This is a genomic window from Coxiella-like endosymbiont of Rhipicephalus sanguineus, assembly GCF_018687865.1.
In genome coordinates this window covers 45,714-71,869 of record NZ_NIQB01000008.1, presented here as the reverse complement: position 1 = coordinate 71,869, position 26,156 = coordinate 45,714, and the positions used below count along the sequence as shown (strand labels likewise).

Below are 26,156 nucleotides of genomic sequence, written 5' to 3'. Positions count from 1 at the left end.
TAGTTTTGAAATGAAATTGTCTGAAATTTGCATTAGTCAGCCTGTCTTGGCCATTGTTTTAAGCTTAATTTTAGTTGTTTTGGGAATTGTTTCATTCCAACGTCTTGAGCTGCGTTTTTTTCCTAAATTACAACTACCGACAGTGACAGTGGCTACTTCTTATGAAGGTGCAAGTGCCGAGTTGATGGAGAGCCAGGTCACGACTCAAATTGAGAATGCGCTATTGGGCGTTGATCATGTGGCTGCTATTAATTCAACAAGTTATTCGGGTAGTAGTTATGTGACTGTTTTATTTCGTCTGGGAGGCAACTTTGAAGAAGAAGCTAACGCCGTTAGAGATAAAGTATTTGGTATTCGTGATAAATTGCCTCCCGATGCTAATCCCTCGACCATTACGGTAGGAAGCAAAGGGAGTCCAGTTTTAGGAGTGGGGTTTATTGATCCTCAAAAATCATCCGCTGATATTCGAGATTATGTAGAACGCACGGTTCAACCTGCTTTGCGGCAATTGCCCGGTATGGGCGAGGTTGATATTTTAGGCGCAAGCGATTATGCCATGCGTATATGGTTGGATGCTTCAAAAATGGTTGCTTATCAAGTGACTGTGACTGATGTCAAAAATGCGCTGACCGCCAATAATATTTATTTTCCTGCCGGCTCCATCCAAGAACCTAAACGAAATTTCAGTATTGTGTCGCATACTCAATTAAAAAATGCGGCTGCTTTCGGCAATATAATAATTAAACACACCGATGGCGGTACGGTTCGCTTAAACGATATTGGCCATGTGGAGCTAGGCTATCGTAGTTTATATCAAGCACCTATGCGAATTAATGGTCAAAATGGTATTGAAGTCTTAATTGAACCCTTGCAAGAAGCCAACCCAATTATAGTGGCTCATGAAGTAAAACAAGCCATGATCCAGATTCAGGAGAGTTTACCGCCGGGAATGCAAGCAAGCGTGAATTATGATCCCTCTACGTTTTTAAAATCTGCAATAGAAGAAACGTTTTATACGATGGGTGAAGCGGTTATTTTAGTTATTCTCGTCGTATTTTTATTTTTGGGTTCAGCAAGGGCGGCAAGTATTCCCATTATAACTATTCCCGTTAGTTTAATTGGGGTGTTTGCTTTTATTGCATTATTAGGTTTCACCATAAATACCATGTCATTGCTTGGTATTGTATTGGCCATTGGTTTGGTTGTAGATGACGCTATTGTGATGTTGGAAAATATTCATCGTCACATAGAAGAGGGAATGACACCAATGCAAGCAGCGATTAAAGGGAGTCGTGAAATTACTTTCCCTGTTATTGCAATGGCTCTCACGTTGGTGGCTGTATATGCACCCATTGGGTTTGTTCAGGGATTTACGGCAGAGTTATTTAAAGAATTTGCATTTACGTTGGCTGCTGCGGTAATTATTTCAGCCTTTGTTGCATTGACCTTATCACCAATGATGTGCTCGAGAATATTATTGGTGCATACTCACGATAGTCGATTAGTCGTAATCATTGATCGCTTATTTTTTCAACTGGCAAATCATTATCAACGTCTCTTGAAATTTGCTTTAAGCAAGCGTCGATTCTTTGTCATTGCTTTGATATTTATTGCAGGCTTAGGTTATCTGCTTTTTATTAGCTTACCTTCGGAATTAATACCAAAAGAAGATATTGGTTTAATTCAGGTAAGTGTGACTTCACCTTCCGGTGCTAGTTTAAATTATACCGATCAATATGCTGAACAGATTGAACATATTATTAAGCAGAACCCTGCTGTTGCCAGTGTTATTAGTCAAGTATCCACTAGCAGCGTAAATATTCGCGTTACCTTAAAACCGTGGGGTGAACGAAAAGAAACTACTGAGGAAGTGATCGCCGACTTAAATCCAAAATTAGGAGCAATACCGGGAATCGATACAACGGCTTATATTCCAGATATTGTTAATTATGGATTAGAAGGAAATGATATCAATTTAAATTTTATGACAGGTGGGGATTACATGGATTTACTCGACCCGATTAATAAGATGGTTAAAATTTTAAAGCAATATCCTGGAGTAATGAATGTCCATACCAATTTGAAATATGATACTCAGCAATATGCCATTACTATCAAACGTGATCTAGCAGCGGTACTGGGTGTAAACATTCAAGATATTGCGGATACGGTAAGCGCGATGATGAGTGGGAATCATTGGACCGATGTTCAAGCAGGTAATAAGAGCTATGAAGTTATCGTTCAAATGCAAAAGGATGATCTATCCAATTTTAATGCACTTAGAAAGCTGTATGTGCGAAGCAGTGCGCCCCCCTCATCTCGTAATAAAGAAAATATGATTCCCGTCTCAAGTTTAATTAATTTGACTCCAACTGTGGGACAGGGGAATTTCACGCATTATGATCGTTTTCGTTCGGGAACTATTTCTGCTCGTCTTTCGCCAGGATATTGCGAAAATCAGGTAATTAATTATATTAAAGCTCATTTGCTTACAGTATTAATCTCAAACGTACATGCTGCCTTTTCAGGAAAAGCAGCGCAATTTTTAGAATCATCCCAAAGCATTGTTGGCATTGTTATTATGTCATTTATTTTGATTTATTTGATGTTGTCGGCTCAATTTGGGAGTTTTATTGATCCCTTGATTATTTTATTAGCTGTTCCTTTGAGCATCGTGGGGGGATTGTTGTCATTAAAGTTAGCCGGTGGAACTTTTAGTATTTACTCCCAGATTGGGTTAGTTACATTAATTGGTATGATTAGTAAACATGGAATTTTGATTACGCAATTTATAAATGATTTACGCAAACAAGGTGTAGCTACCTCAGATGCTATTATTGAAGGCACGACAATTCGATTGCGACCTATCTTAATGACAACAATGGGTATGGTATTTGGTGCACTTCCTTTGGCCTTAGCCACAGGAGCAGGTTCTATTGGTCGACATCAGATCGGCTGGGTGATCGTAGGTGGTTTATTGTTCGGTACTTTTTTCTCTCTCATTGTGGTTCCCATCGCTTATTCGTATTTCGTTCGATTTGAGAAATCCTTAATTTCTGCTGCGGGTACAAGATAATTCTTTAACGATACTTTACTTACGATTAAGGAGTATCTTTGGATTTTTCTTTAAATCCGGTATAGTTCTTGTATGAAATCAATCGATATCATTAAGAATAATTTACCTGGAGTGATCTTAAGTGTTTGTAAAACGGGAAATTGTATCCGCCATTATTGCGCAGGTTACGCTAACGTAGAAACTCGCGAACTTCTTTCTGCGGAACATATTTTCCAAAGTGGGAAAATTACTCGAATGTTTACTGCCGCTCTTATTTTGAAGCGAGTTGAGGAAGGTGTATTGGACTTAGATTCGCCATTGGCTCTTTTAAGTAATCAACATCTCCTGGATGGTGGCCGTTTAAAGCTCATCGTCGATCTCTATCCTTACCTAAAACCTGTAACTTTGCGAGAACTGCTGAATAACACCTCGGGTCTTCCGTCTTATGATGAAACTGTGGCCTATCAAAAAGCATTTGCTGCCAAACCCCAGAAGGTTTGGCAAGCTGAAAGCTATTTAGATTTAATTACAGGTTCCAATGTACGATATCGCTTAGGATATTTATTACCTTTTCGAGGAATTTTAAGTGATTCTGCAACTAATTATATTATTGCTGGTTTAGTTTTAGAGGCTGCAACGGGTCGTAAATCTTCACAGCAAATGCGAGAATTATTTGATTCCGTAAATTTAAAATCGACGCATTATTGCTCTTACGGTGTACTGGAGGAAGATTTATTGCCTCAATTGGCGCATGGTTATTTACCTATTTCCCATCCTTACGCCAGTAGTTTTAGTAATCAGCCTGTAGTAACTTACAATGATAATCGCGAATTGCAAGTATACGATGTTACCGGTGCTTATAATTTTAATGGATTGGCCGGGGCGGCTAGCTTATCCAACACCAATGATCTTATTCGTTGGATGCGAATGTTGTTAGAAGGGCGAATTTTAAGGGGCTCTCTTAAGCAATTATTTGATGGAGTTCCAGTAGACTTCAAGGCGAGTCCTCGTGAAGATCAAGACTTTTATGGTCTAGGACTATATAAGACAAGGTTTCGACGGTGGGGCGATGTGGTGTGGAGCGCTGGTAATAATTTAGGATACGGGGTGTTGGTGGCTCATGTTATAGAGCGAAATGTCACTTTTGCTTTAGCTGTCAATGTAAGTCGCAAAATTATTAATTTTCATGAGCCCACATTAGTGGCTCCAATTTTTCAGGAATTATTAAAATAATACTGCTCTAAATTAATCCAAGTGGTATTATAAATTTTCAATTTTCGTATATCGTAATTGTAATTTCTTTAAGGTCTTTTGTGTTGTTTTTAAAAGGAGCCGTTCCTTTTCTACAATTTCTTTAGGGGATTTTATTATATAATTAGGATTATCTAATTTTTTAGAGAATTTTCTTGCTCTCTTTGAAGCTTGGTAATTTCCTTTTTTAATCGAGCAAGTTCAATATCTTTAAGGATTAATCCTGCTAAAGGAATGTGAATTTCAAGATTCCCTATAATATCCGTGGCACTGAGAGGTAGCGGTTCATTAGTATCCGCCCATCGCCATTGGACAATTTTCCCTAATGATTTTACATACTGTTCAGTTTCCCGCAGACGTTTTTTATCATTGTCTTCTCCTTTGTTGAAAATAAGTGTAATAGTTTTAGCGGGAGAAATATTCATTTCAGCTCGTAACGTTCGAATGGCGGTGATGACATTTTTAAGCCACTCAATTTCTGCGTTGGCCTCCTTATCAAGCTCGGACTTATTAAATTCAGGGTAAGGTTCGATCATGATGCTATTGCCATTTTTATCTACGAGTGGCGCTACCGTGTGCCAAATTTCCTCAGTGATAAAGGGCATAAGCGGATGAAGCAGTCGTAATAAGGATTCTAGTATTTCAAGGAGAGTTATCCGAGTGCCACGTTGCTGAGAGGGTTTGCTATTCTCATTATAGAGTAGACACTTAGCAAATTCTATATACCAATCGCAATATTCGTTCCAAACGAATTCATATAAAATTTGAGCAAGAAAATCAAAGCGGTAATGATCCAAGGCTTTTCTAGCTTCTTTAATAGCTTTTTGTAAGCGACTTCGGATCCAACGATCAACAATATTATAGGTTAAAGGTTTTTCAGGATTTAAATCTTTGCCTTCCGTATTTATGATAACGAAACGAGCCGCGTTCCAAATTTTATTACAAAAATTGCGGTAGCCTTCAATACGGCCCATGTCAAAATTAATGTCGCGTCCGGTACTCGCCAAAGCACAAAAAGTAAATCGCAAAGCATCTGTTCCATAACTGGCGATGCCCTGCGGAAATTCCCTTCGTGTTAGTTTTTCAATTGATTTAGCCATCTTAGGTTGTAATAAAGCACGAGTTCGTTTCTTGATAAGCTCTTCCAGAGAAATTCCATCAATAATATCGATTGGGTCGATAACGTTACCCTTCGACTTGGACATTTTCCTTCCTTGATTGTCTCGGATTAGCCCGTGAATATAAACTTCATGGAAGGGAAGTTTCCCCGTGAGCTTTAATCCCATCATTGCCATGCGGGCAACCCAAAAGAAAATAATGTCAAAACCAGTGACCAAGACTTGGGTAGGATAAAAAATTTTATAGGTTTCAGTTTTATCGGGCCAACCTAGAGTAGCGAAGGGCCATAGACTGGCCGAAAACCAAGTGTCAAGCACATCGGTTTCTTGCTCTAATTTTATTTCAGTTCCCCAATGGTATTTTTTTCGAATTTCTTCTGGCGAATGACCGACGTAGTAATTTTTTTCTTCATCGTACCAGACTGGCAATCGATGTCCCCACCATAATTGTCGACTGATACACCAATCTTGAATATTAGTTAACCATTGTAAATAAGTTTTTTCCCAAGTGGCTGGAATTAGCTTTAATTTTCCCGATTTGACAGCGGCTAAGGCTGGTTCTACAAGCGATTCCATTTTTAAAAACCACTGATCCGTTAATAATGGTTCGATAACAGCTCCGGAACGTTCGCCTCGAGGAACTGGAACACGATGAGGCTCGGTTTTCTCGAGAAAATGATTTTCTTCAAGATCGACCACAATTTTTTTCGGGCATCAAAACGGTCTAAACCTTGATAAGGCTTGGGTACATTTTCATTTAATTGTCCCTCAGGAGTGAGAATATTAATTAAAGGTAATTGGTGGCGTTGGCCCATCTCATAATCATTAAAATCATGTGCGGGCGTGATTTTTACACTACCCGTTCCGAATTCCCGATCCACAGCGGTATCTGCAATGATAGGAATAGTCCGATTGTTAGTCAAAGGTAAATGAACTTTTTTGCCAATATAATGTTGATAACGTTCATCATCGGGATGAACAGCAATGGCTACATCACCTAATAATGTTTCCGGTCGAGTGGTTGCTACTGTTAAATGTCCGGTGCCATCAGTTAATGGGTAGCGAAGATACCACAGCGTACCATCCATTTCTTTGGTGGTTACTTCCAGGTCGGATATGGCTGTGTTTAAAATAGGATCCCAATTGACGAGCCGTTTCCCTCGATAGATCAAACTTTCATTATAAAGACGAACAAAGGCTTGAGTAGTGGCTCGAGAAAGACCTTCGTCCATACTGAAACGTTCCCGGGACCAATCGATGGAAACACCCAGGCGACACATTTGGCGAGTAATTTTATTTCCCGAACGATTACGCCATTTCCACACTCGCTCAATAAAGGATTTCCGTCCTAAATCATGGCGAGTGAGTCCTTGTTGAGCAAGTTGTTGTTCGACCACCATCTGGGTAGAAATGCCTGCATGATCTGTGCCTCCTTGCCAAAGGGTCCGATGACCTTGCATTCGGTGATAACGAGTTAAAACATCTATGAGAGTTTGCTGAAAACCATGGCCCATATGAAGGGTGCCTGTTACATTGGGGGGGGGGTAACATGATGCAATAGGGAGTCCCTGAATCCGGTGGGCGATTTAACTGATGCTTTTTCCAGTAATTAGCCCATTTTTTTCAATGAGTTTGGGGTTGTAAGTTTTTTCCATGTTATATTGTGCTCTGGTAAAATGTAAGCAGCTCACTAATGAGAAAATTGTATTCAACCATAAAAGGTTTGATTTGTCAGTGATTGTCTTCCGTTATTTGAGTAAGGAAATTCTCAGTACTTTGTTAGCGACAACGTTAATCTTACTAATTATTTTTATCACTAACCAATTTGTTCATTATCTTAATGATGCCGCTGCTGGTAAGATCACCGTTAAAGCGGTAATGGAAATTATGTCATTGCAGGTACCTCTATTATTGGGTTATTTACTGCCCTTGAGCTTTTTTCTTGGCAGCTTATTGGCTTTGGGACGGATGAGTGTGGATCATGAAGTGCTTGTTTTGACTGCGTGTGGGGTAAGTCGTTCTCAGATTGTAGTTATGATTATGATCATAGCCACCTTTATCGCACTGATAGTGGCTTGGTTGATGTTCTCGGTTGAACCTCGAATGGAGTGGTATCGTGCTAAGATTCTTAACGAAGCTTTGGCAAGAGCTTCTCTAGCGAAGATTATCCCAGGCCGGTTTCAACCTTTGGGCAATGATGGCAAGGTTTTTTATACTGACGGTGTTAATAATCATCATAGAAAAATGATCAACGTTTTTTTAGCAGAAAGCGAAGAAACCGTGGGGAACAAGGAGCGTTGGAGTCTTGTCTCAGCCAGTGAGGCTGGTGAAAATAGGGAATTTAATAATTCTAACTTTAATTCCAACTTTGTTTTGTTTAAAAACGGATCCCGTTATGTAGGGATGCCGGGAGATTTAAAGTACGATGTTATAAAATTTGTCCAATACGGGATCCGTCTCGACTCACCTCAAATGAGCATTGCCGGGAAAGTACAAGCCATGCCCACAATTAAACTATGGCGATTAAGAAAAACGGATCTGAAGGCAGCAGCTGAATTGCAATGGCGATTGGCAATACCTATCTCTGTGTGGATTTTCGCTTTATTAGTGGTGCCTTTAAGTGAAGCTAATCCTCGAAAAGGCAAGTTTGCTCAAATTTTACCGGCTGTTTTGATTTATATCGTTTATGCCAACTTAATGTTCTTGGGCCGAACCTGGATTGAAAAAGGGGTAATGAGCCCAACAGTCGGATTAGAATGGATAAATGAATCATTTTTAGTGGTAGCGTGTGCTTTATTCTTTTTTCAATCGCATTGTTGGCACCGCCTTCGTCTGAATCGAAGAGCGCCCTCATGCGACTGCTAAATCGTTATATCCGTGAAGCTGTCATTAGCGCGACAGTGCTAGTCGTTCTTATCTTACTTGGCGTTGAAATTTTTATGGAATTTATCGGCCAATTATCTAAAATCGGCTCAGGTCATTATAATTTGGAACAAGCTTTTCTGTATGTTTTGACTCAATTACCTTCCGATTTGTATCAATTGTTCCCAATGGCCGGATTTTTAGGTTGTTTGATTGGTTTAGGCCGATTGGCTTCTAGTAGTGAATTAATCGTAATGCGGGCAGCAGGGGTTTCTATTGCTCGCGTAACAGGATCGGTTGTAAAAGCAGCATTGCTTATGATTCTAGTGGTAACGTTTATTGGTGAATTTGTGGCCCCCCGATTAGAATCGAAAGGGGCACTAATGAGATCTCTTGCTCTCTCAAAGGCAGTCGGCTATCAGGCATTGGGTGGGGTATGGCTACGTGATAGAGATTCATTCATCCACATTGGCTCCATTGATTCAAAGCATAAAATTAGTAATGTAAGTCGCTTTCAATTTAATCAACATCGATTGCTATCAGCCGCTTTTGCTTCCGAAGGCCGCTATTCAGAAGGCCGCTGGGTGCTCTATCATGTTAAACAGTCTCTTTTTACACCCACTCAAATAAAAAAATCGAAATAAGTCAGCTGCCCCTGCAGATTGTGTTTGATCCTCAACAATTGCAGCAAGGTCGAAAGACGGTTGAAGAACAATCAATTATAGGCCTCTACCATACGATTCGATATCGTATTCAAGCAGGGCTCCAAACTAATTCCTTCGTTTTTTCTTTTTGGCAGAGAATTATTCAGCCTTTTACCACTGTAGTAATGATTTGTTTAGGAGTACCCTTTATTTTTGGTTCGTTACGTCAGGCTAGCATGGGGATTCGAGTTTTGACTGGCGTCATTATTGGTTTTGCTTTTTATATGTTGAACCAGTTTTTTGGATCCTTTGCGATGGTTTATCAGTTGCCTCCACTATTAGCAGCCTTAATGCTCACCGTGTTATTTGCTATTGCTTGTGTTATCCTGCTCCGTTATTCGCGACGATAAAGATGTTTAAGGTTAGGTAATAGGTAAGTTAGTGAGATGTTATTAGAAACTAAAACAATTATACGTCGGACTTTCGCAATAATTTCCCATCCAGATGCAGGAAAAACCACTTTAACGGAAAAGTTATTGTTTTTTGGCGGTGCTATTCAATTAACGGGAACGATTAAAAGCCGCAAATCAGCTCGTCATGCCACCTCCGATTGGATGGAGTTAGAAAAAGAGCGAGGAATTTCCATTACTACCTCCGTTATGCAGTTCCCTTATCAGGATTATTTAATTAATTTATTAGATACCCCTGGTCATACAGATTTTACAGAAGATACTTATCGAACACTGACAGCAGTAGATTCAGCATTAATGGTGATTGACGCAGCAAAAGGGGTTGAGCCGCGCACTATTAAATTAATGGAAGTTTGCCGACTAAGAAACACGCCGATTATGACCTTTATTAATAAAATGGATCGCGATTCCTGTCATCCCGTGGAACTCTTAGATAAAATCGAATCAGTTCTGAAAATTTATTGTGCTCCTGTTACTTGGCCGATAGGGATGGGTAAGAGTTTTAAAGGAATATATCATCTGCTTGAAGATGCCATTTATTTTTACGAACCGGGAAAATACGAACGCACTAATAAAAGCTTACGGATAAAAAATCTTAATAATTCCGAATTGGATAAAACATTGGGTGATTTAGCTGGGGAATTGCACAGTGAAGTCGAATTAATAAAAGAAGCAAGTCATACTTTTAATCACACGCAATATTTGAAAGGGGCTTTAACACCAGTATTTTTTGGATCTGCTATAAATAATTTTGGCGTACGTGAATTATTGAATACTTTTGTAAAAGAAGCGCCTGCACCGCAATCGCGAGAAGCCGATGTCCGAGTGGTTAAACCAGAAGAGAAAAAATTTAGTGGATTTGTTTTTAAAATTCAGGCCAACATGGATCCAAATCATCGTGATCGAATTGCTTTTTTACGGATCACTTCAGGTCAATATCAAAAAGGAATGAGAGTTTATCATGTGCGACTTGATAAAGAAGTTCAAATCAATAACGCATTAACATTCTTAGCGGGAAAACGCGAGAACGTAGACGAGGCCTGGCCAGGGGATATTATTGGTTTGCATAATAATGGAACTATCCAAATTGGAGATACTTTTACGCAGGGAGAAAAACTGAAATTTAGTGGTATTCCGAATTTTGCGCCTGAACTTTTTCGATTGGTGCGACTTAAAGATTCTCTTAAACAAAAAGCTTTATTAAAAGGATTAACGCAATTGTCTGAAGAAGGTGCCACCCAGCTCTTTCGGCCTCTGGATAGAATGATTTAATTTTAGGGGTGGTGGGTCTTTTGCAATTTGATGTAGTTGCTTATCGATTAGAAAATGAATATAACGTAAAATGTGTTTATGAAGCTATTAACGTGGCCGCCGCTCGATGGATTACATACGGTGATAAAACTATTATGGAGCAATTTAAAAGAGAGCAATCTCACAATTTAGCTTATGACAGCTCAGAATATTTGACTTACCTAGCGCCATCCCGAGTTAATTTAGAAATCACTATGGAAAAGTGGCCTAAGATTATATTTAGTGAAACCCGTGAACATTAATCTTCCTTCTTTAAAGGCCGTGGAGAATCTACCCGTCAGCTAACAAAAAGTATTTTGAGTTTAGCTTTGCCGATGGCTAGTTCGCGCTTGATTTAAATATTAAGCGGATTTATCAGAATACTGATGTTAGCTCGCTTAGGCTATTCAATTTTAGCAGCTATTATGTTGATGACCTCTACACAAGCTACTCTTAATTGTTATTTTTATTTCTGTTTTGTTTTCTATGAGAGTTGTGATAGGTCAGGACCTATGGTACTCAGGACTATTCAAAAATAGGAGTAATTCTTTACTAAAGCTGCATGTTAGCTTTAATTCTTTCTATTCCGTTAATATTTTTATTTTTAATAGTGGATCGTTTTCTATTAGCTTCTCGTCAGTTACCCCAATTAGTAGTTTATTTAAGACATTATTTCCACACTTTAGTATGGGAAACTCTTAGTTTTATCTTATTAGTAGCCCTACAGCAGATACTATATAGAATCTCTCGTCAACGATTCTCAATATCTTAATTTTATTATTTTGTTTTTATTATCAAAAGTAATTTAAACCCATGGAAATTTTTAAATGGCGTCGTCTCCAAAACTAGAATTATCTCAAGCAATTATTTTAAATTAGATAGCTCATAAGTCTTCAATTTTATGTTGATTGGTAGGATTTTTTGTGGTAGCTCTAATAATCGGGTGGTTAGATATAAACGAATTAGCCACTTCAGAAGTAATTTAGTAATGTATGTTCTTGTTTGTAGTGCCGATGTTTGCCATAGCAAAGACGACTGGAATTATAGTTAGTCGAGCTATTAGAGGAGAGTGTCATCAGGTTGTGTAAAAAGAATTTAAGAAAGTTGTTTAATTATTTCCACCCTTTTTGCTTTAGTTATATCGGCAGTATTTTGCTATTTTTTCAAGTTTTTAGAGTCACTTTATTTGAAGGCAAACATTCCTAGCTATGCTAAAATTATCCATTTAATTAAAATTTTATTTATTTTATTCTCTTTCAGTATTATTTTTGATATTTAGCGCAGTATTTTAAGAAGAGCTTTACGTGGTTTTTACAATACTCGCATACCAATGTAGGTTGCTCTAGCTGTTATTTAGCTCATTTCGGTGCCAGGTGGTTATTTGTTAGAAATTGTTTTCGACTACTGAGTTATCTAATTTTGTATCATGTTTACCACTACTTTATTAATTGGCGACTTTTTATTATTTTGGCAGTAGCGACAACGTGTTAATCAATTTAAAAATTTAAACTAGTACAGTAAGTCACTAATATTGCCTGGGCCGCGTGTTACCTTACCCTAAATAAGGCTACTCTATTTTCCTTCAAAAGAGTCTATGAACTAAGGAAATCTTGTATGTTTATTGAAACTTGATATCAATTTTTCTCTTTTTTTTAATTAATAGGCTAACAACAATTCGTGTGTCAAAAAAAAGAAACGAAATTGCTAGAATCTTCTCTCTTCTTTCTCATCTCTCGAGCGGTTTTTTAAAATAATATAGGGGATAGAGTTGAAATATCTGTATGTCTTGTCACTTTCATCATCTTTTCTTTAAATATATTACGAAATTTATTAAAATATTTTCTTTATTATGATCTATCTCTACCAAAATTTATAAATTTAATCGTTTCCAGATCCTTTTTATAACACTTTCTTTCGCTACCAGCTTCAATATCAAAAAATATTCTAAATGGATTGGTAATATGAAATTTTTTTCGTTTCACCAACACTTCCTTTCTAAATAAAAATTTTGTCATCCTCTCCAAGCCAAAGACAAATAATTAAATAACCTATTTGAGGCTAATCACCAAAAGCAATAACATTTAATTCTTTGTATTTCTCTGATTCAAATCTGATATAACTAATCTTACAAGGAATATCTTTCAGAATAGAACTAAAAAGCGCGAATTCATCCATCACTTCACAATTTTCAACTCTATGAGATAAGGAAATAAAAACTTCATAAATAAGATAATTAAAATATAGTCTTCGATCAATTAAAGCCTCAGGAATTGATGTCTTTTAAAATTCTCTATATCTAAAATATTTCTAGTTTCTATCTTCATTGAAACTAGACAATATTTTTATGAAACTTATTGAGCTTATCTAGGGAAAAAATATCTATGTTATCCAACTATACCATAGCCCATTCCTTACCCATATCAGTTTTAAATTTACGTATTAATATTTCATAAGAAGTAACATTAGCTAATAATTCTAAATTCAAATCTAAATCATAATCTTAAATTTTTTCTAGGATTTTTTAAAATTTTGATATATCTATATGAGAGGAGAACCTAAACTTTTATTTAATTTAGTTTTTTAATTTTTTATAAAAAATAGTTTTATTTTGAAGGAGAGATCTAATTTCAATATTAAAAAATCTAATTGAGATTAAGAAATTTTAGTAACTCTTTATTAGTATTATCAAAATAAAAGGAAATTTTAAAATTATCTAAAATAACGAAATTTAAAGTTTCCGCATCTGAATAAATATATCTTCATAATTTTTTATGCAATATTTTATTTATGTATTTTTAATATTCCTTAGCAATTTGAAGTTTATTTATTTTACTTTAATAATAAATTTCTACTCTTATAAATATATTATATTCAATCGTATTATTATTTCATTAGTCAATGCAAAAAATACTTATTAATTATTTTATAATTAATTGTTTATCTATGAAAAATACTTCCCTGAAAGAGAACTAGTATTGCATTCCTATCCAAAATGCATATCCAAATAAAACGAAATGATATCGCTTTATTATTTCGATACAGAGTATTAAATTCAATTTTTTTAAAACCATAAATTCAAAAAAAATAATGTAAATAAATATTGGCTAGAAAGATCTTAAATTATATTTTTAATAATCTAGACTTTCACTTCTAGATTTTATGTGCTTCTTGGCGTATTACCTTCGTTCCTCAAATTATTCTTGAAGAGAAGTAATAATGGTTTGAAAAAAATAAGATAAATTATTCGGATGCCTAGAAGTAATTAAATTATTATCTTTAACTATAAGTTGGTTTACATAATTACCTTCTGCATTGATGACTCATCTTTTAATTGTGTGATAACAAGTCAATTTCTTGCCTTTTACAATATGGATAGATATTAAGATCTAATCAGCATGACAAATCGTAGCGACCGTTTTTTCCAGTTCGAATATGGCACTTACTAAATTAATCATTCCAAAATTAATTCACATTTTATCTGGCCCATAACTGTCAGAATGATTAACATGTCGACATTATCAACATCAATTAAGTTCGCATCAGCATCAGAAATGACAGGGTAGGCAAGTTTACTTTTATAAGTTTATTTAACTTTGGGTGCCACGATAGTGGCTTTTGCCTTTTCTTCTTTCATCTGGAATAGTAAGTACTAAAATTCTATTGATAATTATCTTAAGCAAAGATAATGACTTCTTTGTTTTTAATACTCATTTCTGACTCCTTAAGAGCTAACATCCTCAGAACATCGTTTTGGCAGGGAAACAGGATCTAAGACCTAAGGAGGCGCTTTCAACTAGAATTTAAATTAATTATAACAAAAGGTCTATAAAAGGAATAGGTTATACGATTAATAAATTAAGCTAGCTTATAGCTCGATTAAAAAACTAATTCCAGAGTATCCATGACCATCATACAGTTTTTCTAGTCAAGCTAAATTTTCTTTTGATGCTTAAATAGGAGGTGTGCCAAATTAAAATTATTTTAATTAGCTATGTGTGATAAAGAAGTTATCTATACTAAAATTAAAGGAAAATAGCATTAAGCTTGATATTAAATATAATGAAGGAAAACGTTTTTAAATAAATTTTTAAGGTAAAATCGATGAATTAAAATATAAAAAATAGATTATAATATTTTTTAATATTTTTCATTTCACTAGAACTTTTTTATAAAATCTTTGAGAAATAAAGGAATTTTAGGAGAAATAATGCAATATTCTTTAGAATACGTCAGAGAGAACCACTACAAAGTCATTCCTATATTTTTTTGAAGAATATATTGAAAAATATAAAAAATATTCAGATCTTGTTAAAAAATAAATAGGATTGAGTCTAGCTCATATACTGGTTATCTGTCATTTTTATCGTGAAAATGATAGTGTCATTCGGACTCTATTGGCTAGAAAAATATAATTAAAATGAATTTCTTCTTTAAAAAATTTTAAAAATTAATACCTGAACTTAATAATTTCTTAATTAATAAAAATTATTCTTTTGAATATAACCTTCTGACGTTGATAAATTTTATAAAGAATTATTGTAGATTATTTTATCCCTTAAAGGCAATTAAATAAAAACTAATTTCTATAGCTCTTCAAGAAGATAAAATGAATTAGGAATTTTTGAATCTAGGAGCTTTTTTGACCAAGCTATAAAAAATTTAAAATAATTAAAAGAAGTGTTATTGACACGATAGTCATTGATTTATGTGCTAAAACAGTTTAGGAAGTTAAGTAGCGAAGATATAAAATTTTTTTAGTGTAATTTTTCTGAAATAAGTCATTTATTTGAAATTATGAAATTCGATATTTAAAATTTTGAAAGAGTTGCATTAAGTGAAGAAGAAAAAATGGGAGTTCAGTTAAGGTTATTAGAAACTCAAAGAGAAGGAGTATAAAGTATCCTTGCTTAAAAAAAATTGGGCTTGTTATTTTAGATATTTTTTTATTCTTTAAGCATTATATCACTAGTTTATTAATACTAGTAGGAATTTTAACTAAAACATTTTCAGGGCCTATTATTTTGACCATTCTAGGTACTGAAATAACAGGTACTTATATATATGTCTGGACTGGGTTTCTTTGGTGTTAAAATATCTCGTTCTTTATTAGGTTCGACATTTCATTTAATTTTTTATCCCTTTATTAATTTTTATTATTCTTGGTCTTTATTACATTCTCTTCGGGCTTAAGATAGAGCAAGAGCTATCAAACTTAATCTTATCTATGTTAAATATTAAGTTCAGAGAAAAAATAAGAAATTTGAATAATGAAGTTATTAATTTTTTTTAGAGGAATTGATCACGAAGGCAGAAACGCTATATCTTAATGGGTTGATAAATTAATTACGCGCCGTCACTGTTATAAACGAGATAAAGGACGATTGATATTATAGAATTTAGATAAAATTTTAGAGGTAACTAATGATTTTATAGCTGAAATAGGTGATTTAATGCGTCATTGAGGGAAGAGAAAATACACTCTATCTGAAACCATTAATTTGAATTGCAGCGAGGTCTTTAAGAAAACGTGGACTGCTACAATTCGTTTCTTTAAAGCAGAAGGACAGCCTTTTGAGAAAAGTTATGAATTTAGAGAAGATTTTTAGGGTTGAACCGGGGTGACTTTGTCTCAAATAAAATTCGGTGGTTGTTGAACTACCTGTTTAAGTGGAGTGAAGACATTAATCATATTTTTTCGATAAGGAAGATAACGAAGTTCCCAGATATTTTGTTTCACAAGAACTTCTGCGGAATGGTCACTGGAAACTCCTGTTATGCCCTCTTTAATAGCAGTTTTTGCTACTGCAATAACTACATGATAAGAGGCTTCTTGTGCCTGAGGAATGCTTGGTAGTAAACGATGAGTAGTTTCCTCCACATGCCAACTTTCAGTAACCCGTTTGGCTTTAATAGCAATAATACCAAGACCAATTCCTGAGAAAGCTAAATAATTATTACATTGATTTATAAGAAATTTCTTATTTTCAAAAATAATATCTTCAAAAGGACTGCTGGTTGCAATTAATGCTTTTCCCTTAGTCCATTGGAAGAGATCAATGGGTTCTGCTTCGCATTTTTCGGTTGGATTAGATAAATGAAAGATGATAGGTTTAGCCACCTATTTTAACATCGTTTTCACAATAGTCTAATCAAATGCATGCCCATGTGCGGAGGTGCCAATTAAAATTGTTCATTTTACATTTTTCATTAGATCTAGTAGTAAAATTTGGTGAGGATTTTCAATTTTTCAATTTTTCAATTTTTAATTTCATCCTTTGTTCGCAAATAAGGTTGTTGTACCGGTGTTACGTCTTCACTAAGCTCCGTTAATAATCCAGTCCGATCTACTAACCAAAAAATGTTTTCTTGCTTCAGCTTCAGAGAGACCATTTTGAGACACAGTGAGGAATATGGTATCCGTAATTCTCATTCCAGCAGTACTACCACCGTAAATCACTATTCGTTGTTCGTCCGGGGTAGAATGAGTGATCTTTAAGAGGCAGCTAAAATAGCTCCTAAAGTTACGGCACCTGTCCCTTGAATATCGTCGTTAAAGCTGCACATGACGTCGCGATATTTAATTAAATTGCAATAAACGTTAGTGCGCCCGAAATGCTCCCAATGTAAAAATACGTGAGGAAATTTTTCTTGAAGGGCTTGAATAAATTTGTCGATAAATTCAGCATATTGGTTTCCTGTTAAGCGTTTATGACGCCAACCTAAATAAAGAGGATTATTTAATAATTCTTCGTTGTTAATACCATCAAGTAGAATTGATAAAGTTCGTAGGTTGATGCCACCAATAGCGGTATATATGATGAGCTTTGCTACAGGAATTGCCATAGCACCTACACCCCTTCATCTCCGATGCCAAGTATGCCTTCGCTATCGCTAACAACAATAAGGTCAATGAGGGGGATTAGATCGATTATCTAAAATTTCAGGAATGTTTTTACGATCGATCTTCGTAGGAAATGTAAAGACCACATGGATACATAAATTTTTTATTAAATGCGTGCATGGTATTTCCTACAATAGAAGTATAAATAGTCGGTAGCATTTCTTGTAAGTGATCTTTAATCAAACGATAGAACAAAACTTGATTAGTAAACTTGATTTTTAATAGCTGATTTAATTAATTATTGATTAATTTAAATATCGAAGGATTTGTATTGCAAGTAAGTCCGGACCAACTGATCATCAAGACTCTCCACCCTATTGGGTAATTTCCCTCTTAAGTTAAAAATTCGCCGTTCTTCTCTACTAAATCTAGTTCCTTTATTTAATTGGGAGATAGTTAATAAAGCTTTACCCGAAATATTAGTTTCGATATAAGGCTCGCCATTTTCGTCGGATTTGAAGAGAAAATATAGCATAGTGGCTATTATACTTTAATAAATTAATTCCATTTAAAATTTCGAATTTTTTTTTGCAAGCGATGCAGCGAAGCCAGTATAATTGTTAGGAGTGAGTGATTTTAAATATTCTTTCGCTTCTTGGGGAATAGGTAACTTTTGAACAAAGTCTTTCAATTGATTTTCATTAATTGATTTATCCCGAGTCAGTTCTTTTAATTGCTCATAAGCGTCTGATACGCTGTATCGACGCATGACCGTTTGTAGTGCTTCCGCTAGTACTTCCCAATGAGAATTAAGGTCTTTCTTGATTCGATTTTTGTTGGCGCTTATTTTTGTTAGGCCTTTAAATAACGACTCATAGGCGACAAGCGAGTAGCCAAATACAGATCCTAAATTTCGCAAAACCGTGGAATCTGTTAAATCCCTTTGCCAGCGTGATATCGGAAGTTTATTTGCCATATGGTTGGCTAACGCATTAGCGAGCCTAAATTGCCTTCGGCATTTTCAAAATCAATAGGATTTACTTTATGGGGCATTGTTGAAGAACCCACTTCATTTTTTACGGCTTTCTGATAAAAATAGCCCAGACTGATATAACCCCATATATCTCGGCAACAATCGATTAAAATATTGTTAAGACGAATTAGTGATTGTAAGAGCTCACTCAATCGATCATGAGGCTCAATTTGGGTGGTATACTCATTGGCTTCTAACCCGAGCGATTCGACAAAGCGTTTCGTAAAACCAGGCCAGTCAAAATTAGGATATGCTGCTTGATGAGCGTTAAAATTGCCAACGGCACCATTTATCTTGGCTAATAATTTCAGGTTTGCAAAATTCTGATATTGGTAGTGAACACGGGCTACTATATTTGCTAATTCTTTGCCTAAAGTTGTTGGTGTAGCGGGTTGGCCATGAGTGCGACTCAGTAGGGGAAGGTTCGCGTAGTCTGATGTCATAGCCTGCAAACGCAGTCCAATTTTTTTAAAGATGGGAACCAAAACTTTCTCGCGAGCTTCATTAATCATAAGAGAATAAGAAAGATTATTGATATCTTCGGAAGTACAACCAAAATGAATGAAGTGGATTAAATCCATGAATCGTTTTTCTTTTTTTAGCTCTTGTTGTAAATAATATTCCACTGCTTTGACGTCGTGATTGGTAGTTTTTTCGATTTCTTTAATCGTTTCCGCAGCTTGTAGATCAAAATTTTTCGAAATCTCTTCTAATTTTTTATAATCTGGTGTAGTTAATTTTGGAATTTCGGTAAGGAAGCGTTCACGAGATAAAAAAAGTAGCCATTGTAATTCAATTAAAATGCGGTATCGAATGAGACCATGCTCGCTGAGAATTGGTCGTAATTTATTCAATTTTTTATGATATCGGCCATCCAGAGGTGATAAGGCTGTGAGAGGCGTTAATTTCATAATTATAAAATCATACATGAGAGATTCTTTAAAATCACCATCGTGATTTTCGCCCTCGATGAGGAGTGATTTTAAATCAACAAAGAATAGTTCGTGAAAAAAGGGGTTTTCTTGGGAGCTTAGGAAATAGTGAGCAGCCTTGAATAATTTAAGATTGCAGTTAAAGTTTGTTTTAGGGTAGTATTTGTCCGCAATGGCGTGCAAATAATAGAAAGGGGGATCGGGATGATGAAATCTATTAATGATGAAATTTATTGATTTAAATCAACAATATCGTCTCATAAAAAGCACTGTCGATAAGAATATCCAGGCCATCTTAGATCATGGACAATATATCATGGGTCCAGAAGTGGAGGAATTAGAACATCGCCTGGCTGAATGGGTAGGCGTTCGTCATTGTATTACCCTTTCTAATGGAACAATGGCTTTATTGGTTGCTTTATTGGCATTGGGGATCGGTCCAGGTGACGAAGTAATCACTTCGTCATTTAGCTTTTTTGCCAGCGCAGAAACTATTGTTTTTTAGGGGCTAAGCTTGTTTTTGTCGATATTGATCCTCGTACGTACAACATAGAACCTTCGCAAATCGAGCTTGCGATTACTGAGCGAACGAAAGCAATTGTGCCTGTTAGTTTGTATGGTCAGTGCGCTAATATGACAGCAATTAATGCCATTGCTCATCGTTATGGCCTTCCCATTATTGAAGATGCGCCCAAAGTTTAGGAGCTACCCATTGGGGGCATCAATCTTGTGGCCTTACGACTATAGGCTGCACGAGTTTCTTTCCTTCTAAACCCTTGGGATGCTATGGTGATGGCGGTGCTTGTTTTACAAATGATGATATTTTAGCTGAAAAGATGTACTTAATTCGTAATCACGGCCAACAAACGCGTTATCGTCATATTCAAATTGGTTTAAATGTACGCTTTGATACCTTACAGGCGGCTGTTTTATTGGCAAAATTAGAAGTCTTCCCCCAAGAGTTAAAACGCCGCCAACAAGTAGCGAAATGGTATTCCCAAAAATTGGGTGATCATCTTGTTACACCTTATATTGAGGCTGGGAATGTTAGTGCTTTTGCACAATACACTGTTCGAGTGGAACGACGACAAGAAGTTCGATCTGTCTTGAATAATGCAGGTATTCCCACAGCCGTTCATTATCCACAACCATTGCATAAGCAACCAGCCATTCGGAATTATCTGCAAGATGATTACAATTATCCTGAAGCCGAAATTGCGAGCCAGCAAGTTTTAAGTTTGCCATTCCACCCTTATTTGACTGAAGAAGTGGTTGACTCGATTTGTGAAGAACTCTTGAACATGGTGACTGTTAGCTAAATATTCTAGCCTCTTAGAGAGTATCTTGATATTTTTTTCGCAGTCGGATACATTGCTCAGGCATTGAGTGCTGATTAATTTTTTTAGTAGAGAGAGTGTCCACGATACTTAATTCAAGTGACAAATTTACAGGAAATTAATTTCCATTTGCAGGAGCAAATAAATGAATCCACTAAAGGTTGTAGTTGTGGGAGCAGGCTACTGGGGGGAAAATTTAGTTCGAAATTTTGCGGAATTAGCGGTATTAGGCGGTATTTGTGAATCTAATCAAACTCTGGCAAGACAACTTGCAGTCCAATATGGAACCGCGTTCCTTTCTTGGAAAGAAGTTTTAGATAGTCCAGAATATCACGCTGTTGCAATTGCAGCCCCGGCTGTCCATCATGCGAAATTGACAAGAGAAGCTTTAGAGGCTGGAAAGGATGTATTCGTTGAAAAACCTTTGGCGCTAAAAATAGAAGATGCAGAAAAAAATTATCAAATTGCCTTAAAAAACAATCGGATTTTGATGGTGGGCCATTTACTACAATATCATTTCGCTTTTATTACATTAAAATCTCTGGTTCATGAGGGGAAATTGGGAAGATTACAATATCTTTACTCCAATCGTTTAAATTTAGGAAAAATCCGCCGGGAAGAGGATATTTTGTGGAGCTTCGCGCCCCATGACATCTCCATGATTTTAAGCTTAGTAAATGAAGAGCCCATTCTGGTAAAAACAATAGGAGGATATTTTCTCCATAAATCTATTGCTGATGTTACTACGACACATTTGGAATTTTCCAGTGGTGTCCAAGCACAAGTTTTTGTTTCATGGTTACATCCTTATAAAGAACAAAAATTAATTGTGATTGGTTCTAAGGGAATGGCTGTTTTTGATGATACCAAACTTTGGAAGGAAAAATTAATTCACTATCCTCATCAAATTAACTGGCAAAATGGGATGCCGTTGCCGGATAAATCCGAAGCTAATTATATTCCTTTACCAGAAGGTGAGCCATTAAAACAAGAATGTTCTCACTTTATAGAATGCGTGGTTACACGTAGCCAGGCAATTACGGATGCTCGAGAAGGTTTGCGTGTATTGAAGGTTTTAAATCAGGCTACAAACTCGCTTAAGTTGCATTATTCTCTCTCTTCCCAGTTCCCTAGTGCAGAACTAGAAAATCGTAACGACAACACCTTTATTCACCAATCTGCGTTTGTGGATAAGGGAGTGAAATTAGGCCGCGGTACAAAAATATGGCACTTTTCTCACATCTTAGGAGGGTGTCAAATAGGAGAAAATTGTATTATTGGACAGAATGTTATGATCGGGCCGGACGTTATCATTGGTAATCGTTGTAAAATACAAAATAATGTTAGCCTCTATAAAGGAATTACATTAGCAGATGGAGTTTTTTGTGGCCCTTCTTGCGTATTTACGAATGTAAATAATCCACGTGCTGAAATTGAAAGAAAAAATGAATTTAAAGAAACCCAAGTAGAGCAAGGAGTAATGATAGGTGCCAATGCCACCATTGTTTGCGGGGTCCAATTGGGAGCTTATTCGTTTATTGGAGCAGGAGCGGTGGTTACTAAAGATATTAAACCGCATGCGTTAGTGGTGGGAAATCCTGCTAAACAAATTGGATGGATGAGTCATGCCGGTGAGCGGCTAGGGTATAATTTAGTATGTCCACGAGAAGGTAGACGTTATTATGTAACAGAAAATAATTTTCTAAAAGAAGAAGCTAATGAAGCACTTGAGGTTAGTGGTGGAACCGTTTAAATGTGTGGAATAAGTGGAATTTGCAATTTAAATCATTTCCCTAATACGAATATAAAATTCCATCTTGAGGTAATGAGTAACTTATTATCGCATCGAGGTCCCGATGATGTTGGAAGTTGGTGCGATAGCCAACATAGTATTGGTTTAGCCCATAGAAGGTTAAGCATTATAGACCTTAGTGCCTCGGCACATCAGCCCATGATTGGAAGAAGTGGGAATGTTATTGTTTTTAATGGTGAAATTTACAACTATATCGAATTGAGAGAAAAACTTTCTCATAATTGGACATTTTTAACCTATTCAGATACGGAAGTAATTTTAGCTGCTTATGAATGTTACGGCGACGGATTTTTAAAGCATCTGCGTGGAATGTTTGCTTTTGCAATATGGGATGAAAAGCGCCAAGAACTTATTTGTGCTCGAGACCGATTTGGTATTAAGCCTTTTTATTATACTATTGTAGATAACATTTTTTATTTTGCTTCTGAGACTAAGGCCTTACTTCCTTTCTTATCTGAATTAAACATAAATGTGAATGCCTTTAGTGAATATTTAACTTTCCAATATACTCTTGGCTCAGATACTTTATTTGAAAATATTAAACAATTGATGCCTGGAGAGTATTTGCTGGTTTCTGGAAAAGAAATCAAATGTAGAAAATATTGGGATGTATTTTACCAAATTGATTATAATCATATATCCCCCTATTTTGAAAGGCGCTTGCAGGAGCTTTTGTCTGAAAGTATTAATTTGCATTTACGAAGCGACGTTCCCGTGGGTGCTTATTTGAGTGGTGGTATTGATTCTAGCCTTGTTATACTTCAAGCTAACGCGCAGCAACGGGAATTTTCTGGACTTTTTCATGGTCGATTTACAGATTATAAAGGTTATGATGAAAGTTATTATGCTCAAATAGTGGCGGATTCTATTGGCCAGCCATTGCATATTGTTGATATTAAATATACAGATTTCATTGAAAATTTGACTAAGATCATTTATCACATGGATTTTCCTGTGGCGGGTCCGGGTTCTTTCCCGCAATTTATGGTAGCGAAAAAGGCTGCTCAGCACGTTAAAACTTTATTGGGAGGACAGGGAGCTGACGAAATTTTTGGAGGTTATGCGCGCTATTTGATTGCTTATTTCGAACAATGTATCAAAGCCTCTATTGAGGGAACTTCGCATTCGGGTCACTTCGTTGTTACAGCCGAATCTATTATTCCTAACTTGCAAATCTTGCAAGAATATAAACCCCTAATTACTGAATTTTGGTGTAAAGGTTTATTTGAAGATCTTGATCAGCGCTACTTTTGTCTAATTGATCGATCGACAGATATGCAAAACGAAATTATATGGGATGAGTTAGATAAAGAAGCAGTCAATTTAAAGTTTATGGAAATATTTAATGACAGTTCTCGAGTCGGGAAAAAAGCCTATTTTGATAAAATGACTCGCTTCGATTTCAAATTTTTGCTTCCCGCTTTGCTCCATATTGAAGATAGAATGAGTATGGCTCATAGCTTGAATCACGTGTTCCCTTTCTTGATCATCCGCTTGTTGAGTTTGTTGCAACCATTCCTGCAGATATAAAATTTCCTGGAGGGAGAATGAAACATCTACTGAAAAATACGTATAAAAATGTCTTGCCAGAAATATTGCTTAATCGGCGTGACAAAATGGGATTCCCCGTGCCATTGAAAGAGTGGTTTTCAAATGAGCTTAAAGGATTTTTATTAGACACTTTTAGTACAATAAAAGTAAAAAATAGGCCTTTCTTTAATTATAAAAATGTATGGGATACTATACAGAATCAACAACGCCAGTTTTCTCGTAAAGTTTGGGGATTATTAAGTTTGGAGATATGGTATCAAATCTTTTTCGATAGACATACAGAATATAAGAAAATGCTAAATAACAAGAGTATTTTTACACAAGAGCAGAAATAAAATAAATTTTCTATAGTGGGAGGATAATTATGAAAAAAATATTTGTAACGGGTGGTGCTGGTTTTATTGGCTCACATTTAATAGACCGTCTTTTAGCACGTGGTGATCAAGTGGTGACAATTGATAATTATGCGACTGGACGACGAGATAACCTTAAGCCGCATCCCAATTTAAAACTAATCGAAGATATTATCTCCAATGCAACATTGGTCCATTCCTTAATAAAAGAATTTAAACCCGAGGTGATAGTTCATGCAGCAGCGTCCTATAAAGATCCCAATAATTGGAAAGAAGATGCACTTACGAACGTTGTAGGAACGGCAAATGTAGTTCAAGCTGCGCAAGTTGAAGGAGTGGACCGATTCATTTATTTTCAGACTGCATTGTGTTATGGCCTTAAACCTTTGGAGCAGCCAATTACTTTAAGTCACCCTATTCTACCAGGTGGCTCCAGCTATGCTATTAGTAAAACTGCCGGAGAGGAATATGTGCATCTTTCTGGGCTCAATTATGTGACTTTTCGATTGGCTAACGCTTATGGACCTCGAAATATTAGTGGTCCACTACCGACATTTTATAAAAGACTTACTTCCAATCAGTCTTGTTTTGTTATGGATACACGACGTGATTTTGTTTATATCGATGATATGGTGGATTGCATCCTGCTCGCTATTGATGGACAGGGACGAGGAACCTATCATTTGTCATCTGGTTCTGATTACACAATCAAAGAATTATTTGATGCTGTTTTATCTGTCTTGGATATTAAAATGGATGTAGAAGTTAGAGAAAGAGAGTCGGATGATGTGTTTTCTATTTTTTTAGATCCTTCACGTACCAAAAAAGACTTTAATTGGAATGTTAAAACATCATTGAATGAAGGAGTTCTGAAAACAATTCAATACTATAAGGAATATGATATTGAAGAAACTTACACTCATTTAAAATAAGCAAAAGAGAGTGGAAAGGTTTAACCATGAAAAATAGTAAGGTCTTAGTGGTTGGCGGAGCTGGGTTTGTGGGAGTAATCTTTGTAAACGCTTTCTTAAAGGGGGCCGCCGAAATTTGTAATTTTAGATAATTTCCTGTCGGCAGATATAGTTAATGTACCGAATGTGGATAAAATTCACTTGATTGATGGTTCTTGTTCTGATAACAGAATTTTAGCTCGTTTGGATAAAAAATTTGTTATATTTTTCATCTAGCTAGTTATCATGGCAATCAATCAAGTATAGCTGATCCTATTGAAGACCAGAGAAATAATACTTTGACAACATTGAAGCTTTGTGAGCACTTTAAATCTCATGAAATTAAAAAAATTGTTTATGCCTCTGCAAGTTTGCACAGTGGCTGAAAAAACTTTTGATGAAGCAGAAGCTACTAAAGAAGATAAACCAGTTTTTCTATTTTTCGATAGTCCCTATCAAATTTCCAAAATTATTGGAGAATTTTGTGGTAATTACTATTGGATGCGACACAAGCTTCTCTTCGTAAAAGCATGGTTTCAAAATGTTTATGGGGCCTGGAGAAATTTTAGGAGCTGGGAAATGGCGTGGAACTCAAGCTACCGCCTGGCGTAATGTAGTTCTGACTTTTATTTGGAAGTCTGTTTATGAAGAACCGC

General features: G+C 35.9%; 14 protein-coding genes and 5 pseudogenes. 12 read left to right on the top strand and 7 right to left on the bottom strand.

The window, feature by feature from the left end:
* Positions 1-10: 10 nt before the first annotated feature.
* Together B1F79_RS00885 and B1F79_RS00880 are read left to right on the top strand one after the other, a co-directional pair.
* Positions 11-3,076: an efflux RND transporter permease subunit gene (locus B1F79_RS00885; RefSeq protein WP_251365612.1), complete on the top strand. Its 3,066-nt coding sequence runs from the start codon at positions 11-13 to the stop codon at positions 3,074-3,076.
* A 72-nt stretch (positions 3,077-3,148) separates the two neighbouring features.
* Positions 3,149-4,288 (top strand): serine hydrolase domain-containing protein, encoded by a 1,140-nt coding sequence (locus B1F79_RS00880; protein ID WP_251365611.1) that lies wholly within the window; start codon positions 3,149-3,151, stop codon positions 4,286-4,288.
* A 27-nt stretch (positions 4,289-4,315) separates the two neighbouring features.
* On the opposite strand, the pseudogene B1F79_RS00875 reads toward B1F79_RS00880, so the two are convergent.
* Positions 4,316-7,079: pseudogene (locus B1F79_RS00875) on the bottom strand (valine--tRNA ligase).
* 79 nt (positions 7,080-7,158) lie between these two features.
* On the opposite strand from B1F79_RS00875, the gene lptF reads away from it, so the two are divergent.
* The 4 genes and pseudogenes from lptF (at position 7,159) to B1F79_RS00855 (ending at position 10,953) form a co-directional block, all read left to right on the top strand.
* The gene (gene lptF, locus B1F79_RS00870; RefSeq protein WP_251365638.1) at positions 7,159-8,289 is read left to right on the top strand and encodes an LPS export ABC transporter permease LptF; all 1,131 of its coding nucleotides are present in this window, start codon (positions 7,159-7,161) and stop codon (positions 8,287-8,289) included.
* Positions 8,277-8,930 carry an LptF/LptG family permease gene (locus B1F79_RS00865; protein ID WP_251365610.1) on the top strand — a complete coding sequence of 218 codons (654 nt, stop codon included), beginning with the start codon at positions 8,277-8,279 and terminating at the stop codon, positions 8,928-8,930. The genes lptF and B1F79_RS00865 overlap by 13 nt, the downstream gene beginning before the upstream one ends.
* 20 nt (positions 8,931-8,950) lie before the next feature.
* A complete protein-coding gene (locus B1F79_RS00860) occupies positions 8,951-9,340 on the top strand; it encodes an LptF/LptG family permease (protein WP_251365609.1) in 390 nt (129 codons plus the stop codon).
* 36 nt (positions 9,341-9,376) lie between these two features.
* Positions 9,377-10,953, top strand: a pseudogene (locus B1F79_RS00855) (peptide chain release factor 3).
* Between the two features lie 5,366 nt (positions 10,954-16,319).
* Here the strand turns inward: B1F79_RS00855 and B1F79_RS00850 are convergent.
* The 6 genes and pseudogenes from B1F79_RS00850 to purB all read right to left on the bottom strand — a co-directional run bounded on the left by B1F79_RS00850 (position 16,320) and on the right by purB (position 19,475).
* Positions 16,320-16,808 carry a malic enzyme-like NAD(P)-binding protein gene (locus tag B1F79_RS00850; protein WP_251365608.1) on the bottom strand — a complete coding sequence of 163 codons (489 nt, stop codon included), beginning with the start codon at positions 16,806-16,808 and terminating at the stop codon, positions 16,320-16,322.
* 137 nt (positions 16,809-16,945) lie between these two features.
* Positions 16,946-17,050 (bottom strand): malic enzyme-like NAD(P)-binding protein, encoded by a 105-nt coding sequence (locus B1F79_RS00845; protein WP_251365637.1) that lies wholly within the window; start codon positions 17,048-17,050, stop codon positions 16,946-16,948.
* The gene (locus B1F79_RS06535; RefSeq protein WP_251365607.1) at positions 17,007-17,147 is read right to left on the bottom strand and encodes a hypothetical protein; all 141 of its coding nucleotides are present in this window, start codon (positions 17,145-17,147) and stop codon (positions 17,007-17,009) included. The genes B1F79_RS00845 and B1F79_RS06535 overlap by 44 nt, the downstream gene beginning before the upstream one ends.
* Before the next feature lie 35 nt (positions 17,148-17,182).
* The gene (locus B1F79_RS00835; protein ID WP_251365606.1) at positions 17,183-17,533 is read right to left on the bottom strand and encodes an NAD-dependent malic enzyme; all 351 of its coding nucleotides are present in this window, start codon (positions 17,531-17,533) and stop codon (positions 17,183-17,185) included.
* Between the two features lie 109 nt (positions 17,534-17,642).
* Entirely contained in the window at positions 17,643-17,750 is a 108-nt protein-coding gene (locus B1F79_RS00830) for a hypothetical protein (protein WP_251365605.1), read from the bottom strand.
* 339 nt (positions 17,751-18,089) lie between these two features.
* Positions 18,090-19,475: pseudogene (gene purB, locus B1F79_RS00825) on the bottom strand (adenylosuccinate lyase).
* A gap of 244 nt (positions 19,476-19,719) precedes the next feature.
* On the opposite strand from purB, the pseudogene B1F79_RS00820 reads away from it, so the two are divergent.
* The 6 genes and pseudogenes from B1F79_RS00820 (at position 19,720) to B1F79_RS00795 (ending at position 26,112) form a co-directional block, all read left to right on the top strand.
* A pseudogene (locus tag B1F79_RS00820) lies at positions 19,720-20,815 on the top strand (DegT/DnrJ/EryC1/StrS family aminotransferase).
* A 163-nt stretch (positions 20,816-20,978) separates the two neighbouring features.
* Positions 20,979-22,586: a Gfo/Idh/MocA family oxidoreductase gene (locus B1F79_RS00815; RefSeq protein WP_251365604.1), complete on the top strand. Its 1,608-nt coding sequence runs from the start codon at positions 20,979-20,981 to the stop codon at positions 22,584-22,586.
* A pseudogene (asnB, locus tag B1F79_RS00810) lies at positions 22,587-24,532 on the top strand (asparagine synthase (glutamine-hydrolyzing)). It abuts the gene before it with no gap.
* 29 nt (positions 24,533-24,561) lie between these two features.
* The gene (locus B1F79_RS00800) at positions 24,562-25,482 is read left to right on the top strand and encodes an NAD-dependent epimerase/dehydratase family protein (protein WP_251365602.1); all 921 of its coding nucleotides are present in this window, start codon (positions 24,562-24,564) and stop codon (positions 25,480-25,482) included.
* A gap of 233 nt (positions 25,483-25,715) precedes the next feature.
* Positions 25,716-25,886 (top strand): NAD-dependent epimerase/dehydratase family protein, encoded by a 171-nt coding sequence (locus tag B1F79_RS06720; protein WP_372443093.1) that lies wholly within the window; start codon positions 25,716-25,718, stop codon positions 25,884-25,886.
* Positions 25,819-26,112 carry a hypothetical protein gene (locus tag B1F79_RS00795; RefSeq protein ID WP_251365601.1) on the top strand — a complete coding sequence of 98 codons (294 nt, stop codon included), beginning with the start codon at positions 25,819-25,821 and terminating at the stop codon, positions 26,110-26,112. Before B1F79_RS06720 ends, B1F79_RS00795 begins: the two co-directional genes overlap by 68 nt.
* The last annotated feature ends 44 nt before the right edge of the window (positions 26,113-26,156 follow it).

What these genes read in the sequence shown, in the direction of transcription:
- B1F79_RS00880 (WP_251365611.1), top strand. Translation starts at nt 3,149, where the DNA reads ATGAAATCAATCGATATCATTAAGAATAATTTACCTGGAGTGATCTTA.
- B1F79_RS00835 (WP_251365606.1), bottom strand. Translation starts at nt 17,533, where the DNA reads ATGGCAATTCCTGTAGCAAAGCTCATCATATATACCGCTATTGGTGGC.
- B1F79_RS00800 (WP_251365602.1), top strand. Translation starts at nt 24,562, where the DNA reads ATGAAAAAAATATTTGTAACGGGTGGTGCTGGTTTTATTGGCTCACAT.
- B1F79_RS00885 (WP_251365612.1), top strand. Translation starts at nt 11, where the DNA reads ATGAAATTGTCTGAAATTTGCATTAGTCAGCCTGTCTTGGCCATTGTT.
- B1F79_RS00815 (WP_251365604.1), top strand. Translation starts at nt 20,979, where the DNA reads ATGAATCCACTAAAGGTTGTAGTTGTGGGAGCAGGCTACTGGGGGGAA.
- B1F79_RS00830 (WP_251365605.1), bottom strand. Translation starts at nt 17,750, where the DNA reads ATGCTACCGACTATTTATACTTCTATTGTAGGAAATACCATGCACGCA.
- B1F79_RS00865 (WP_251365610.1), top strand. Translation starts at nt 8,277, where the DNA reads ATGCGACTGCTAAATCGTTATATCCGTGAAGCTGTCATTAGCGCGACA.